The organism is Tessaracoccus luoxuelianae, assembly GCF_055326245.1.
In genome coordinates this window covers 39,467-54,492 of record NZ_JBUZNO010000007.1, presented here as the reverse complement: position 1 = coordinate 54,492, position 15,026 = coordinate 39,467, and the positions used below count along the sequence as shown (strand labels likewise).

Genomic DNA, 15,026 nt, shown 5'->3' with positions numbered 1-15,026 from the left:
GCGGGCGCTCTCAGCGTCCTCACAGCGACGGCGGTCTACCGTGGGCGCATGACCGAACGACGCTCTGCCCTCCGCACCCCCTGGATCGCCCCCATAGCCGTGGCCGGCGTTGTCGCCGTCGGCCTCCTCGTGCAGCCGCTGCTCGCCTCCGGAGAGTCCAGCAACCTGCCGGACCTCACCGCCGAGGAACTGGTGGCGCGGGTCCTCGAGTCCGAGCCCCAGGCCATGTCCGGCACCGTCGTGCACACCGCCCGCCTCGGGCTCCCCGAACTCCTCTTCACCGAGGCGTCCGGCGCTGATCCCATGTCTCTTCTCGGCGGCAGCTCGACGCTTCGTGTCTGGACCGACGGCGACGAGCGCGCCCGCGTCTCCCTGCTGGGCACCATGAGCGAGTACTCGATGGTGGCCGACGGCACGGACATGTGGACCTATTCCAGCTCCGACGATGAGGTGGTCCGCTACACCGTCAGCGACGCGGACCGCGCCCGCCTGGAGACGATGAGCGACGAGGCCCGCGAGAAGGCCCTCGCAGGCCAGGACGAGCTGCCCACCCCGCAGGAGGCCGCGGCCAAGGTGCTGGCCAACGTCGAGGAGTACTCGACGGTGCGCGTCGACTCGCAGATCAGCGTCGCCGGGCGCGATGCCTACCAGCTCGTCGTCACCCCTGACACCGACGGCACCCTCGTCGATCACGTGGTGCTGGCAGTCGACGGTGAGACCATGACCCCGCTGCGGGTGCAAACCTGGAGCACGCAGGACGAGGCGGCCCCCGCCGTCGAGGTGTCGTTCACGGACGTGGACTTCACCGCCCCCAACGAGTCCGTGTTCGAGTTCTCTACCCCCGCCGGCGCCACCCAGCGCGACGTCGTGATCCCGATCCCCGCCGAGGGCACCGAGATGCCCGCCCATGAGGGCGACCACCAGAAGCCCACGGTGTACGGCACCGGTTGGGAGAGCGTGGTCGAGCTCACCGGCGTGGACGTCGCCGCGATGATCGCCCAGGATCCGGGCGCGATGAGCGGCATGCCCACCCCGTCGACCGGCTCCGACGAGGCGCAGGACCTGATGGACGAGTTCAAGCCCGAGCATGGGCCGGGCATGGACCTCGACGCCGCCGCCCTCTACGAGCAGCTCACCACCGAGGTGCCCGAGGGTCGCCTGCTCACCTCCGCGCTGCTCAGCGTGCTGGTGACCGACGACGGTCGCATCCTGGTGGGGGCGGTTCCCGCCGAGACCCTGCGCGCGATGGCGTGAGCGCCCCGGCAATCCGCACCGAGGGGCTCACCAAGCGATTCCGATCCGGCCAGGTGGCCGTCGACGGGATCGACCTGGTGGTGCCCCGCGGCGCTGTCTACGGATTCCTCGGCCCCAACGGGTCGGGGAAGACCACCACGATCCGGATGCTGCTCGGGCTGGTGAAGCCGACGGCGGGTGCCGCCTGGCTGCTCGACGAGGCCATGCCCGAGAGCGGCGGGTCGGTGCTGCCGCGGGTGGGTGCGCTGGTGGAGGGGCCGGCGTTCCAGCCGTACCTCAGCGGGCGGGCCAACCTGGTCCGCCTCGACGCGTGCGACGCCACGGCAGACCCGGGCACCTCACGGTCCCGGATCGACTCGGCGCTCGAACGGGTCGGCCTCACCGCCGCCTCGGGGAAGCTGTACCGCCAGTACTCGCTCGGCATGAAGCAGCGCCTCGGCCTGGCGGCCGCCCTGCTGCGTCCGCGCGAGCTGCTCGTCCTCGACGAGCCCACCAACGGCCTGGACCCGCAGGGCACCCGCGAGGTCCGCCACCTGATCCGTGAGCTCGCCGCGGAGGGCTCCACCGTGCTGGTCTCCTCCCACCTGCTTGCCGAGATCGAGCAGGTCTGCACGCACATCGGCATCATGGGCCAGGGCAAGCTCCTCGCCCAGGCGGAGCGCCACGAACTGGCCGCAGACGACGATCCGCGCGTGGTTGTCACCACCAACGTCGACGGCGTGGCCGGGGCCACCGAGGTGCTCGGCACCCTCGGCTTGGCCGAGGTGCGCGTCGACGGCGTGGAGGTCCAGGCGCGGCTCGGGGCCACGCCCCCGGAGCGCGTGTCCGCCGCGTTGGTGCATGCGGGGGTGGACCTCGTCGGTCTCACCGTCCGCCGTCGCAGCCTGGAGCAGCTGTTCGTGGAACTGACTGGGGAGGGCTTCGATGTCGCGCGCTAGGGGTTCCTTCGGGAGGTTGCTGCGCAGCGAGCTGCGGCTGCTCTTCGGCCGGCGCCGCACGCTGGCGCTCCTCGTCGGGCTGGCGTTGGTGCCGCTGCTCCTCGCCGTCGTGCTGTTCATCGCGCAGGGTTCCGGGCTGGAGGGTCAGGGGCCGGGGTTCATCGGACGGGTCACCGGCAACGGGCTGTTCCTCGTCGTCGCGGCCCTGTTCATGTGCCTGCCGTTCCTGCTGCCGCTGACCATCGCCATCACCGCGGGCGACACGATCGCGGGCGAGGCCCAGGCCGGAACGCTGCGCTACCTCCTGACCCTGCCCGTCGCCAGGACACGGCTGCTGCTGGCGAAGGCTCTGGTGGCACTGGCGTTCGCGGTGGTCGCGGTGCTGGTGATCGCCGTCATGGCGCTGGCCGCCGGGGGCGCGTTCTTCGGCTTGGGAGAGATGACTCTGCTGTCGGGCACCACCGTCTCCCTGGGGGCCGGGATGGCGCGGATGCTGGGTGTCGCGGGGTATGTCGCCCTGTCCCTGACGGGGCTGGTGGTGGTGGGGGTGTTCATCTCCACGCTGACCGAGGTCCCGGTCGGGGCGATGGCCGCGACGGTCGTGGTGGCGGTGGTCTCCACGGTGCTGGACTCCCTGCCGCAACTCGCGGCCATCCACCCCTACCTGCTGACGCACCACTGGTTCGACTTCGCCGAGTTCCTCCGCCTCGAGGTGGACTGGGGCGTGCTGGGATCGGGGCTGCTGGTGCAGGTTGGGTGGGTTGCGGTGTTCGCGTCGCTGGCGTGGGCGAGGTTCCGCTCCGCCGACGTGACGTCCTGACGGGTTCCGCCGCGGCAGGACCCTGCCGTGGCGGGTGCGGAAGGAGCGCGAGTTCGGCCCCCGTCGACCTCATCGGGGGTGCCGGGATGGACACTGAGGAGGTGAACCTCTCTCTGTCCGGCGCGCTGCGTCTCTCAGCGAGCGGTCCGCTACGGGTGGACGAGGTGTGGGAGCGCTACACCCGGCCGGTGTGGTGGACCCGATGGGCGCCGCATCTGCGCGGCGTGGAGTACGCGGAACCGATGGTGACGCCGGGGACGACCGGCCGGGTGACGGGCCTGGGCGGGATCGTTGCGGACTTCCGCATCGATGCGGTCGACGAGGCGGCGCGGACCTGGTCCTGGAGCGTCCGCAGCGGCCCGCTGAGGCTGTCCTTCGAGCACGGGGTCGACGCGGCGGCGCCCGGGTCGGGTCGCGCGAGTGTGGCGTGGCTCGTCGTGCACGGGCCGTGGCCGGTGGTCCTCGGCTATGCGCCCATCGCCCGCTACTCGCTCGGGCGGCTCGTCGGCTGAGCCAGGCGAGGCGTAGCGGCCTACCCTGGACACTGTGAGCGAGCTGCGGATTGCACCGGGGCCGGGGCTGCCGGAGGGCTTGGTGGTCCCGGCAGGTGAGCTGACCGAGCGGTTCTCGCACGCGTCCGGTCCCGGCGGCCAGGGCGTGAACACCTCAGATTCGAGGGTGCAGCTGTCCTTCGATGTGGCCGCCTCCGCCGTGCTTGACGACGTCCAGCGGGAGCGGCTCCTGCACCGGTTGCGGTCCCGGCTTGCGGGCACCGTCCTCACCGTCGTGTCTGCCGAGTCCCGCTCGCAGCGCCAGAACCGGGGTGCGGCGCGGGAGCGTCTGGCTGCGATGCTCCGTGAAGGGCTCGCCCCGCCGTCGCCGCCGAGACGCCGCACCCGCCCGACGCGGGGCTCGGTTGAGCGCAGGCTGACCACCAAGCGCCGCCACGGGGAGATCAAGCGCGGTCGCGGACGCCCCGAGGACGCGTAGCGCAAGCAGGAACAGGCTGACCCCCGGGGTGTATTAGCGTGTGCCGGACAGCCTCCTGGTGAGTAGCGGCCGGCGGATGGGCCGCGGATGTGGAGGCATCCCGCGCACACCCCAGGAGTCACGGATGGAAGCCCCTGAGCCACACAACCAGTGTCCGGCGCGGGGCCATCGGCACCGCCTGATGGACCTGACCGGCCTGACCGCCGTCGTCACCGGCGGCTCGACGGGGATCGGCTATTTCACGGCCGAGGGACTCGCAGCCCTCGGGGCGCACGTCGTGATCGCGGGGCGCAACGCCGACAGGTTCCGCGCAGCGCAACACGCCATCCAGGCCAGGATCAGGGGGGCGGAGGTCTCGTACCAGCCACTGGACCTGGCGGATCTGTCGACGGTGTGCGCCGCGGCCGAGCAGCTGGCTGGCCTCCCCACGCTGGACCTGTTCGTGGCCAACGCGGGGGCGATCGGCTACCCCAACCACGTCAAGCCCGAGGCGGACAAGGGCATTCGGGGGCGGACGACCGCTGACGGGCACGAGCTCTTCTGGGGCACCAACTTCCTCGGCCATTACGCGCTCGTCGCCCCGCTGTTTTCGCTGATCAACGCCTCGAACGGCCGGTGCGTGCTCGTGGGCAGCATCGGCGACCGGGGAGCTCCGCTGGCGGCGGACGCGGTGCCCCGGCCTGACCTCCGCGCCTCGGACCTCGCGAAGTACGGCCAGTCGAAGCTGGCCACGACAACCCTGATGCACGAACTCGCCCGGCGCCTTGCACGCCACGGCGGTGGCGCGGCTGCGATGGGCGCACACCCGGGCACGGCCGTCGATTTCCTCTCCCCGCCGCGCGCGGGGGTCGCGACCAACCAGCCCGACGGCGCCCGCCTCCTGCGGGCGCCCGTGCGCCTCTTCGCCCACGGCAAGCACGACGGCGCCCTGCCGGTGCTCACCGCCGCGGCGTGCCCCGAGGCGCGCAACGGCGACTACTGGGGCCCGCGCCGGATCACGAAGGGACTGCCGGTGCTCGCCCGGTCCTCACGGGCGACGCGGGATCCGGTGGGCGCCGGGCGACTCATGGACGCCGCAGCGGAGCTCACCGGCCTGACTCTTCCGCTGGGGTAGGGCGGCGTCGTCTAGGGTCGGGCTCAGAAGCAGAACCCAGGAGGCACCCATGGCGCACGTTCACACCACCCCCGTCACCCTCGGCGCGTCACGCCTAGGCGAGCGCCCCGACGGTGAGGTCTTGGCCGACGCGCTCCTTGCGTCCCCGCTCGGCGACGTCGACACCAGCAACAACTACGCCGACGGACGCAGCGAGCACCTCCTCGGCGACGCGATCGGTCGGGCGGGTGGCCTGCCGCCCGGCAAGGCGATCTTCTCCAAGGCGGACCGGGATCCGGTCACGGGGAGCTTCGACGCCGCGCGCGTTCGCCGATCGCTCGAGGAGTCACTCGGGCGGCTGGGCCTCGACCGGCTGCCCCTGTATCAGTTCCACGACCCGTTCACGATCACCATCGACGAGGCACTCGCGCCTGGCGGCCCCGTCGAGGCGCTGATCGCGCTGCGCGACGAGGGCGTCATCGGGGCGATCGGGATCGCGTACGGGCCGCTGGAAGAGACGCGCGCGTATGTGGAGACCGGGCTGTTCGACGTGGTGCTCAACCACAATCGCTACACGCTGGTGGACCGCTCCGCGGAGGAGCTCTATGTGCGGGCGCGGGAGCTCGGGATGCAGGTGTTCAACGCGGCGCCGTTCGGCGGCGGAACGCTGGCCAACGGGGAGAGCACCTACGGGTACCACGGCATGCCGGTGGAGTTCGCGGCGCACGTCGGGAGGGTCCGCGAGTTGGCGCGGGAGGCCGGCGTCGATCTGGCCGCTGCTGCACTGCAGTTCTCGATGCGCAGCCCGCTGGTGGACACCACGGTGGTGGGCATTCCGTCGCTGGCCAGGCTCGACGCGCTGGCTGGGTTGATCGAGGCCGAGGTCGCGGACGAGTTCTTCGCCGCCATCGAGGCGCTGGGCACGCCTCCGGCCAGCGGCAACAACTGAGTCACCACTGGCCGGAGGGAGGTTCGTCAGGCCGCGGCGTCGTCCGAGGCGGCGGCGTCTGCGAGCTTGTCGGAGAGCGCGTGCAGCTCGGCGAGCTTGTCGGCGCCGGCCGTCACGCGGCCCTCCATCGTGACATCGGTGTTGAAGGCGAGACCGGTGGCGCCCACGACGTCGGCCTTGAGGTTCTCCATCAGCTGGGTGAGGGCCTTCGTCGCGCGGCCACCACCACCGAAGCCGTAGCCCACGAACGCGACGGGCTTGGAGTCCCACTCGGCGTAGAGGTAGTCGATGGCGTTCTTGAGCGGCGCGGGGAAGAAGCCGTTGTACTCGGGGGTGACGATCAGGACCGCGTCGGCGGCGTCGATCGCGGCCTTCCAGGCCAGCGTGTGGGGCTGGGTGTAGACGCCGGAGCCGGCGGGAGCGCCCTCGTCGATGAACGGGAGCTTGATCTCCGCGAGGTCGAGCATGGTGACATCCCAGTGGGAGTCCAGGGTGTCGGCCACCCACTCGCTGACGGTGCCGCCGATGCGCTGCGGACGGGTGGACGAGACGATGATGGCGAGATTGTTCACGCGTCAACTATGGCACGAGATTGCTTGATCTTTCAATTACGCTGTGGGCGGACGCGGCACCCCCGTCCCCATCGTGCACGACACGCCGTTCCGATGGCCACCCGGTGCCCAATGCGGACACGGCCTCGCACTCGGGCGGCGTTTCGTGCACGCGTTCCGTCCACTCAGGGGGTGCCGCCGCGTAGGCCAGCGAGGATTTCACTCCACGCCCCCGCCAGGTCGCCGTCGGGGGTCCAGGGACCGCCGTCGGGGACGCCGAGGGGATCCAGCCGGAGCTGCAGGTCCTCGTCGATCAGGTAGGTGACCGGGTCGCCGTATTGGGTGAGCATCACCACGTACGGCCCGTCCTCCGGGATGTTCCATTGGTCATCCGGGGTGGCCGTGGCCTGGGAGATGGCCAGGACCAGGTCGCCCGGGAGCTCACGCTGCATCCATTCGTCCCCGACGGCGGGGTCCGCGGGAAGGCCGCACACGTAGCCGCGGTAGAGCGAGCCGCGCTCCACGGGGCCTAGCGAGTTGAGTCCGACGATCCCCGCGTTGTCGCTGCAGAGGGAGACCTCGTCGAGGAAGGGCTCGGGGTTCGCCTCGCGCTGGGCCGTCCACAGCGGGAGCAGGTCCTGGAGCAGCTGGGCGCCGCCCGCGCGGTTGCCCCAGCCGCCCACCCACTCGCAGTTCACGGTCTCGGCGGAGACGACGCGACGGGTGCCGTCCGGATAGTCGAGCACCACGTGGTAGGTGGTGCCGCCCATCTCGGTGCACGCCTCATAGTTGGGGCTGGGCAGCTGGTTGATGGCGTCGACGACGCGGTCCGGGTCCGTGGTCAGCGCTTCGATGGGGCCCACCCCGCCGAACGTCGCCCAGCGGTCGCCGCAGAGCCATGCCCGGGCGGCACCGTCGGGCAGGTTCTCGGTGCCGGGAAGCTCCTCGGCCGCGAGGGTGCCGGTCTGGATGTCGTCGCACACGGTCGAGACCAGGCCGTCGCCACGCTCGTCCGGCAGCACGACAGGGGTCGGGGACGGGGACGGAACAGGTCCGCCGTCGACGCCCTGCGCCTCGACGATGCGCGCCTCTAGGGCAACGTCCAACGGGCCCCACATCCAGCGCGCCGTGCCGTCGTCCCACCAGTAGGTGGCGTCATTCCGGTGGAGCGAGACGGGATCGCCCGTGGGCGTGAGTAGGACCAGGGCCGGGAGCGGCGCCTGCCACCCCACCTCCGTGCTTGCCAACGCGTCGCCGGACTGGAGCGCGGCGAGGAGATCGGCCGTGAGTTCGGAGTCCAGCTCCACCGCCGAGCCGTCCGCACGGCAGGCGACCGCTCGCGTCAGACCGTCCAACTCCAAGGGCCGGAGGACGGAGGCGTAGGAGGAGTCGCAGAGCGCCGCCCCCGTGAACTGGAACCCGGACTCCTCGCGCTCGGCCTTCCACAGCTCGCGGAGAGTGCTCAGGTAGCCGGCGCCGTCGGCTCGGAAGATGTCGAACATGTCGGTCGCGTCCCGGAGGTCGCCGCAGCCGGCGATCCGCACCGCCCGGTGCACGCCGTCGCCGTACTCGACGACCACCGTGTAATCCAGCGGATTCGGCATGCAGTCGAGCACCCCCTCAGACCTCTCCAGCGCGTTGAACGCCGCGACGGCGTCCTGGGCGTGCGCGACCAGCGGATCAGGCGCGCCCACGAGCTCCAACTCGGACCCGGTGTCGGAGCGCCCGCACAGCCAGACGCGGGTGGCGCCGTCGGGGAGGTCGTCGTCGACAAGGGTCTCGGCGCCGGTGAGAGGGTCACGGCAGGGGTCGGGGACCAGTGGTGTCGCGGCGGCGGTGGGCTCGGGCGTGGCCAACACCACCGACGGAGGCGCGGTGAGCTGGAGCGCCAGCGGCGTGGCCATGCCCACGACGGCCACCACCGCGGCCGCAGCCACGCCCATTCGCCGCTTCCGCGCACGGTTCCTGGCGGCGGCCGCCCAGCCGCGAGCGCTCGGGCGGGGCGGGACGCCGTCGCGGAGGGCGTCGGAGAATTCCTGTTCGTTCATGGCCTGTCCTCCTGGGCGAGGTGGGGGGAGATGCGCAGGGCGGCGAGCCCGCGGCTGACGTGGGAGGTGACGGTCCCCTCGGGGATGCGCAGCAACTCGGCCACCTCGCGGGTGGGGCGGTCCTCGAAGTAGCGCAGCACGAGGCAGGTGCGCTGGAGTCGCGGGAGTGCGGCGAGGGCGCGGTGGACGTCGGTGCCGAGCGATGGTTCGCCTGCGTCCGACGGCCGGTCCGGCGGGCTGTCGGAGGGCACCTCCGAGCGCCACTGGAGCCGGCGCCACCAGGAGATGAACGTGCGGTACATCGTCGTGCGGACGTAGGCCTCGAAGTGGTGGTCGTTGTCGAAGGAGTCGTAGCGGCTGTAGGTCTTGGACAGCGCCGTCTGGACGAGGTCCTCGGCGTGCTGCCGATCCCCGGTGAGCAGCCAGGCGGCCACCCAGAGTTCGCCGCCGCGGGCGGCGACGTACCTGTCAAACCCGTTGGTCATCACCTCGACCGGGTGCTCCATCACAGCCTCCATACCCTGTAGACGCGGTGAGTGGTCCGCTTCACTGCACTGGGATCAGCGAACCAGACCCGACGTGCCCACACTGCTCCCGAGCCGCGACCCGCGATGCCTGTTCGGTGGATCTGGTGCCGACTACGCGCCCAGTCCCACCGGACAGCCAGAGCCCGGGGCCAGAATCGGCCCACTCACGCGAGATGCCCAGCAGGGGCGACGGCGGGGTCGAGGGGCGAGGGTCCGGCAGGACGCGTCGTGGCCCGCGAGGGTGGGGGACGACAGGGCGGCTGCACGCCGCGCTGCCCGCGAGGGCGACGGCGGGGTCGAGGGGCGAGGGGCGAAGGTCCGGCAGGACGCTGCGATGCCCGCGAGGGCGGGTGACGGCAGGGCGGCTGTGCGTTGTGATGCCCAACCCGACGATCACCCAACTGGCATCCCGCCTGAGCAGATCCGAGCCAGGGCCGCCTTGACGGCACACTCCCGGACTCGAGCACGCCACAGGGAAACGAGTGCAGGGAGCGCTGGCACGAGGCCCGGGCGGCCTCCACAACTGAACCAACGGCCGGCCGGAGGCCGACGGGGAGGGCTGTGGACAAGGGGGCCGCCCGGGCCTCGGGTCAGGGCTCCCTGCACCGGGCGCGGTTCGGTTTCTACGCGCGTTGCGCCGCTTCGCGGCTTGGCGCGGCTCAACCAGCGGGAAAGATCAGGGAGCGGAGACGGCCCGTGCGGCGAGACGGTCGCGGACCTGCTTGCGCAGCACCTTGCCCAGCATCGACTTCGGCAGCTCGTCGACCACCACCACCTCGCGCGGCACCTTATAGGCGGCCAACCGCTCCCTGCACCACGTGCGCACCGCCTCCGGATGCACCGTGGCGCCCGGGCGCGGAACCACCTCCGCCACGACGCGCTCTCCCCCGCCCTCCAGCTTCAGGCCGACGACGGCGGCGTCGTCGATGTCCTCGTGCGCACGCAGGACCGCCTCCACCTCCGTCGGCGACACGTTGAAGCCGCCCGTGATGATCAGCTCCTTCACGCGGTCCACGATGGTGGTGAAGCCGTCGGCGTCAACGGTGACCAGGTCGCCTGTGCGCAGCCATCCGCCGGGCAGCAGCACCGCCTCGGTCTCCCCTGGCGCGTTCCAGTACCCCTGGAACACCTGCGGACCGCCCAGCAGAAGCTCACCACGCTCCCCCTGGGGCACCTCACGGGACGGGTCCTCCGGGTCCACCACGCGCATCCGCGTGCTGGGGAACGGGATGCCGATGGTGCCGGTGCGCCGCGACGGGTGGAACGGATTCCCCAGCGCCACGGGGGCGGTCTCGGTGAGGCCGTAGCCCTCGACGAGGAGCCCCCCGGCCACCCCCTCCCAGAGCTCGACGATCGGGTCGGTCAGGTTCATCGCCCCGGAGATGCAGAAGCGGGCCGACTTCAGGCTCACGCCACGCTCGAGGGCCCGTCGGGCGGTCTTCTCGTAGATCGGCGGGACCGCGCAGTACACCGTCGGCGGGGTGGTGCGGGCGGCGTCGAGGACCATGTCTGCGTCGAAGCTCGGGAACAGGACGATCCGGGCGCGCTTGAGGATGCCGAAGGTCAGGTACAGCGTCATGCCGAACGCGTGGAACATGGGCAGGACGGCGTAGATCACCTCCCGGTCGTCCACGGCGTCGTGCATCCATGCCGCGCCCTGCAGTGCGTTGGCGTAGAGGTTGCGGTGGGTGAGGATCGCGCCCTTGGCGCGGCCGGTGGTGCCGCTGGTGTACTGGATGACGGCCACGTCGTCGACCGCGGGGCGCGGATGCGCGGGTTCGAGGGCGGGCGCCCGGAGCAGGTCCTCCCAGGGCATGGTGCCGGGCGCCGGCTGGGTGAGGCGGTCGCGGGCGGCGCGCAGCTTCGGCACAGGCAGCTGCAGCGCCAAGCGCTTGACGAGGGGGAATGCCCGCAGCAGGTTGACCGAGACGACATGCTCGACCTCGATGTCGCTCGGCTGCTCGCGGATCTTGCCCACGGCCGCGTCCCAGGCGATGACCACCCGGGCGCCATGGTCCTCGAACAGGTGACGCAGTTCGCGCGCGGTGTAGAGGGGGTTGTGCTCCACGACGATCGCGCCCAGCCGCAGGACCGCGTAGAACGCGACGACGTGCTGCGGGCAGTTGGGCAGGATCAGTGCCACGCGGTCGCCTGCGCGGACGCCCAGCCTGCGCAGGCCCTCGGCGACGCGGGCAATCTGCTTCCCGAGACTCCGGTAGCTGGTCTCGCGGCCGAAGAACTGCAGCGCCACGCCGTCGCCGCCCTTGGCGACCGCCTCCTCACACATCTCCACCAGTGAGGTGGGCGGGGTGGCGATGTCTGCCGGGACCCCCGGCTGGTAGTGCTTCACCCAAGGGCGCTCGTCAGTCATGGGTCCATCCTGTCAGGGCCCGGCTCGGCTCCCACCAGTGGCCCCGTGCGGGCCTCGACCGTCAGCCGTCGAGGTCCATATCGCCGGCGAAGTGACGGAACTGCTCCTTCGTGGCGTGCATCTCCCAGAGCCGTTCGGCGAGCACCGTCGGGTCCTTGCGGGGGTGACCCTCGATGATCCCGCCGGGGATGATCAGCTGGGTGACGTGGATGTTGTCCGGCGCCAAGGCGTCGTGCAGCATCTGACCCAATGCCGACTCCCCCGCGAACGCCACCGACGTGCCGGCGAATTTCGCCACCGGGCGCACCGCGCTGCCACCGTTGACGAGCAGGATCGTGCCGCCTCCGCGGAAGCGCATGTGCTGCATGACGTGATGGATCGCCACGAGCGGCCCGTAGACGGAGAACTCGATGGCCGGCTGCAGGTCCTCGACGGTGGTCTCCAGCACTGGGCGCAGGAATTCCTTCGCCGGCAGCGGGCTGTACTGCAGCACGTCGATGGGGCCGAGGTCAGCGGCCGCGTCGTCGAGCGCGGACCGCAGGGAATCGTGGTCGCGGACGTTTGCCACGTAGCCCCGGGCCGTGATGCCCTCCGCGGTCAGTTCCTCGGCGAGGGCATGGACGCGTTCGGCGGTGCGAGAGATGAGCGCCACCGAGAAGCCCTCCTTGGCGAAGCGGCGGGCGACTGTTGCGCCGAGTCCGGCTCCGGCACCGATGATGGCAAGCGTGGGCATGGTGATCCTCCCGTGGTCGTCGTTGACTACCCCACCGAGCCTACTCACCTCGACGGCGCGGGAGACGCCGGCCCCACTCGACAGCGCGGCTCCTGGGTCCATTCATGAGCCGCGCGCCCCACCGTCGGGCGTCTCATGCGGAATGCTGGACCCATGGCCTCCCCACCGACGCCCCTCGCTCAGGACCCGTCGTCGGCTCAGGCATGGTCGGTGCGCGATCTGATCCCCGCGGCGGGGGTGTCGATCTCTGCGGTCCTGTTGTTCGCGTTCCAGCTGGCCGGATGGGGGCACGCGCTGCTGCTACTGAGCCTGCTGGCCGCCTGTCTCGTGAACCGCGAGCTGGGCAGGGACCTGCTGCTGATCGGGGTGGGTGTGGCGATCGTCAGCGCCACCTCCGTCGAGGCCGACGTGAGCTGGGACCGCTTCCTCATCATCGGAGCGGTGCTGATCCTCGCCGTCTCGGTGCCGCTGCTGATCGACCGCTTCGTCTACCGCCGCCGGGCAATCACGTTCCCCTGGCGAGGGGAACATCGATGGTCTCGGCTAGAGGTCATCTACGTGGTCGCGGTGCCGTTCCTGGGCTGGGCGATCCTGCCGTTCTACTTCATCCGCTCCGGCGCCTACCTCAACTGGCCGCACATCACCGACGCCAGTGAACTGGCGCGGTTCTTCGTCGGCGTCAACGCGGTGGGCACCTGGGACGAGCTGTTCTTCATCTGCACCTGCTTCGCCCTGCTGAGGCGGCACTTCCCGGTGTGGCTGGCCAACGCTCTGCAGGCCACCATCTTCGTCTCGTTCCTGTGGGAGCTCGGCTACCGCGAGTGGGGACCGCTTCTGACCATCCCGTTCGCACTGATCCAGGGCTTCCTGTTCGCGCGCACGGGCTCCCTGCTCTACGTCCTGGTGGTGCACCTGCTGTTCGACGCCATCGTGTTCATGGCCATCGTGCACGCCCACAACCCGGACATGTTCGCCTTCTTCATCTACTGACGACGACGGTCCTGCGTCGCGCTCACGCCGTGTGGTCCTCCAGGCGGAATCCGAGCTTCAGGCCCACCTGGTAGTGGGCAACCTGGCCGTCCTGGATGTGGCCGCGGATCTCGGTCACCTCGAACCAGTCCAGGTGGGACAGCGTCTGCGACGCCCGCGCGACAGCCCCATCGATGGCCTGCTGCAGGCCCTCGCTCGAGCTACCGACGATCTCGGTCACCTTGTAGGTGTGGTCAGTCATGGCGAACTCCCTCGTTCAGGGTTGCCTTCCGCAACCAGGATCCCTCAAGGCTAAGCGACGGATCGCGGCTGCGAGCCTCCCCCGTCGATCTCCTCATCGCTGGGCCGGCTCGCTCACACCCGCGCGTTTCCGGCCAGGCGACGAAGGGCCGCCAGGGCGTCGTCCAGCCGGTCGGCCGGGACCAGGAGGTGGTCGTGGTGGTACCCCGCGACGACGTTGCAGCTGATGCCCGCCTCCGCCAGCGCCGTGCTCACAGCCGCGGTCAGCCCGACGGCGGCCAGCGATGACTGCACCGTGAGCGTGATCCACCCCGCGACATAGTCGTAGTCCAACCCGAGCCGGTCCGCGTCCTCCTTGCGAAGCACCATGCTCAGACCTTCCGATTCGACGACGCTGGCCAGCACCTCAGCCTCCACAGGCCCGGGGCCAACCACGAAGACGAAGGCCCCAGGGCACACGACGGGGGACATCGTCGCCAGCAGGGTGGTCAGCTCCGTCTCGCCGCTCATGGCCTCAGCCTGCCTCATCGGGTTCGGGGATGAGCACGAGGTTGCCCACCTTGCGGCCGGAATCAACGCGCCGGTACGCCTCCGGCAGCCGGCCAAGCCCCTCGAACTCCTCGACGGCGGGGTCCAGCCGGCGCTCGGCGACGAGGGCCAGCAGGTAGGCGAAGTCCTCGGGCCGCTCGGGAGCTGGGCCGGCATGCACCCGGCCGCGCGCCCGGAGGGTGTCCCAGAGCCCGGCGACGGCGAGGACCAGAGCACCCTCCTGTGAGACGAGCCGGAGCCCCTCAGAGCGGGAGACGTTGCCGACTGCGTCGAACATCACGTCGTAGGTGCCGGTCAGCCGCGACACCGGCGTCTGCGAGTAATCCACCACCCTGTCCGCTCCCCACCGGGTCACGACGGCGGCGTTCGCCGCGCTGGTGACCGCCGTGACGTCCGCGCCCATGACCTTGGCCAGCTGCACAGCAGCGGACCCGACAGATCCGGAGGCCCCGTTGACCAGCGCGGTCTGACCGGCCCGCAACCCGGCCCTGTCGCGCAGGAAGTACAGCGCCGTGGTGCCGCCGAACAGGACTCCGGCCGCCTCGGCGTGGGTGATGCCGGCGGGCTTCGGCACCATGCGGGCTGCCGGCACCGCCACGTACTGCGCGTGCGCCCCGAGGGCGCCGGACATGCCCGCCACCTCGTCGCCCACCGCGAGCCCCGCGACCTCGGCGCCCACACCGACCACGACCCCCGAGAGGCTGCCGCCCAATACCCGACGGCGCGGCCCGCGCATGCCCAAACCCAGCCGGGCGAGTACCCCGAACCCGGCCGGGAACCGGCCGGCCCGCATCCGGGCGTCGCCGGAGGTGACGGCCACCGCCTCGACGCGGACGACCACCTCGCCCTGGCCGGGCTGGGGGATGGGAACCTCGACGATCGCCACCTCCTCGGGGGGGCCGTAGCGGTGCACCACTGCTGCTCTCACGACTCTCCTTACGGGTGTAAGTCTGCTCGCTTCACTGTAGCCTTA

At 71.1% G+C, this 15,026-nt stretch carries 16 protein-coding genes; 8 read left to right on the top strand and 8 right to left on the bottom strand.

Features of this window, described 5'->3' with window-relative positions; all coding sequences use genetic code 11:
• Positions 1 to 48 precede the first annotated feature (48 nt).
• The 7 genes from ACZK39_RS11500 to ACZK39_RS11470 all read left to right on the top strand — a co-directional run bounded on the left by ACZK39_RS11500 (position 49) and on the right by ACZK39_RS11470 (position 6,044).
• On the top strand, positions 49 to 1,254 hold the full coding sequence (locus ACZK39_RS11500; protein ID WP_459055360.1) for a LolA family protein: 1,206 nt from the start codon (positions 49 to 51) through the stop codon (positions 1,252 to 1,254).
• The gene (locus ACZK39_RS11495; RefSeq protein WP_459055361.1) at positions 1,251 to 2,192 is read left to right on the top strand and encodes an ABC transporter ATP-binding protein; all 942 of its coding nucleotides are present in this window, start codon (positions 1,251 to 1,253) and stop codon (positions 2,190 to 2,192) included. Before ACZK39_RS11500 ends, ACZK39_RS11495 begins: the two co-directional genes overlap by 4 nt.
• The gene (locus ACZK39_RS11490) at positions 2,179 to 3,012 is read left to right on the top strand and encodes a DUF2705 family protein (protein ID WP_182781410.1); all 834 of its coding nucleotides are present in this window, start codon (positions 2,179 to 2,181) and stop codon (positions 3,010 to 3,012) included. The genes ACZK39_RS11495 and ACZK39_RS11490 overlap by 14 nt, the downstream gene beginning before the upstream one ends.
• A 101-nt stretch (positions 3,013 to 3,113) precedes the next feature.
• Complete coding sequence (locus tag ACZK39_RS11485; RefSeq protein ID WP_220489057.1) at positions 3,114 to 3,524, top strand: SRPBCC family protein; 411 nt, start codon at positions 3,114 to 3,116, stop codon at positions 3,522 to 3,524.
• Between the two features lie 34 nt (positions 3,525 to 3,558).
• On the top strand, positions 3,559 to 4,002 hold the full coding sequence (gene arfB / locus ACZK39_RS11480) for an alternative ribosome rescue aminoacyl-tRNA hydrolase ArfB (protein WP_182781409.1): 444 nt from the start codon (positions 3,559 to 3,561) through the stop codon (positions 4,000 to 4,002).
• A 124-nt stretch (positions 4,003 to 4,126) separates the two neighbouring features.
• Positions 4,127 to 5,116, top strand: a complete 990-nt coding sequence (locus ACZK39_RS11475) for an SDR family NAD(P)-dependent oxidoreductase (protein ID WP_463613354.1) — start codon at positions 4,127 to 4,129, stop codon at positions 5,114 to 5,116.
• Between the two features lie 49 nt (positions 5,117 to 5,165).
• Complete coding sequence (locus ACZK39_RS11470; RefSeq protein WP_463613353.1) at positions 5,166 to 6,044, top strand: aldo/keto reductase; 879 nt, start codon at positions 5,166 to 5,168, stop codon at positions 6,042 to 6,044.
• Between the two features lie 26 nt (positions 6,045 to 6,070).
• On the opposite strand, the gene ACZK39_RS11465 is transcribed toward ACZK39_RS11470, so the two are convergent.
• The 5 genes from ACZK39_RS11465 to ACZK39_RS11445 all read right to left on the bottom strand — a co-directional run bounded on the left by ACZK39_RS11465 (position 6,071) and on the right by ACZK39_RS11445 (position 12,376).
• Positions 6,071 to 6,616: an NADPH-dependent FMN reductase gene (locus ACZK39_RS11465; RefSeq protein ID WP_463613352.1), complete on the bottom strand. Its 546-nt coding sequence runs from the start codon at positions 6,614 to 6,616 to the stop codon at positions 6,071 to 6,073.
• 164 nt (positions 6,617 to 6,780) lie between these two features.
• Positions 6,781 to 8,643, bottom strand: coding sequence for a hypothetical protein (locus ACZK39_RS11460; RefSeq protein WP_463613351.1), 1,863 nt, complete (start codon positions 8,641 to 8,643; stop codon positions 6,781 to 6,783).
• On the bottom strand, positions 8,640 to 9,149 hold the full coding sequence (locus ACZK39_RS11455; protein ID WP_220489058.1) for a SigE family RNA polymerase sigma factor: 510 nt from the start codon (positions 9,147 to 9,149) through the stop codon (positions 8,640 to 8,642). The genes ACZK39_RS11460 and ACZK39_RS11455 overlap by 4 nt, the downstream gene beginning before the upstream one ends.
• A gap of 697 nt (positions 9,150 to 9,846) precedes the next feature.
• Entirely contained in the window at positions 9,847 to 11,541 is a 1,695-nt protein-coding gene (locus ACZK39_RS11450; protein ID WP_463613350.1) for a long-chain-fatty-acid--CoA ligase, read from the bottom strand.
• 61 nt (positions 11,542 to 11,602) lie between these two features.
• On the bottom strand, positions 11,603 to 12,376 hold the full coding sequence (locus tag ACZK39_RS11445) for an SDR family NAD(P)-dependent oxidoreductase (RefSeq protein ID WP_463613349.1): 774 nt from the start codon (positions 12,374 to 12,376) through the stop codon (positions 11,603 to 11,605).
• A gap of 51 nt (positions 12,377 to 12,427) precedes the next feature.
• Between ACZK39_RS11445 and ACZK39_RS11440 the strand changes: the two genes are divergently transcribed.
• Positions 12,428 to 13,264, top strand: coding sequence for a CPBP family glutamic-type intramembrane protease (locus ACZK39_RS11440; protein WP_182798886.1), 837 nt, complete (start codon positions 12,428 to 12,430; stop codon positions 13,262 to 13,264).
• A 22-nt stretch (positions 13,265 to 13,286) separates the two neighbouring features.
• On the opposite strand, the gene ACZK39_RS11435 is transcribed toward ACZK39_RS11440, so the two are convergent.
• The 3 genes from ACZK39_RS11435 to ACZK39_RS11425 form a co-directional block, all read right to left on the bottom strand.
• Positions 13,287 to 13,505 carry a dodecin gene (locus ACZK39_RS11435; RefSeq protein ID WP_182781401.1) on the bottom strand — a complete coding sequence of 73 codons (219 nt, stop codon included), beginning with the start codon at positions 13,503 to 13,505 and terminating at the stop codon, positions 13,287 to 13,289.
• 113 nt (positions 13,506 to 13,618) lie between these two features.
• Complete coding sequence (locus ACZK39_RS11430) at positions 13,619 to 14,014, bottom strand: ACT domain-containing protein (RefSeq protein WP_463613348.1); 396 nt, start codon at positions 14,012 to 14,014, stop codon at positions 13,619 to 13,621.
• A gap of 4 nt (positions 14,015 to 14,018) precedes the next feature.
• Positions 14,019 to 14,981: an NAD(P)-dependent alcohol dehydrogenase gene (locus tag ACZK39_RS11425; RefSeq protein WP_463613347.1), complete on the bottom strand. Its 963-nt coding sequence runs from the start codon at positions 14,979 to 14,981 to the stop codon at positions 14,019 to 14,021.
• Between the last annotated feature and the right edge of the window lie 45 nt (positions 14,982 to 15,026).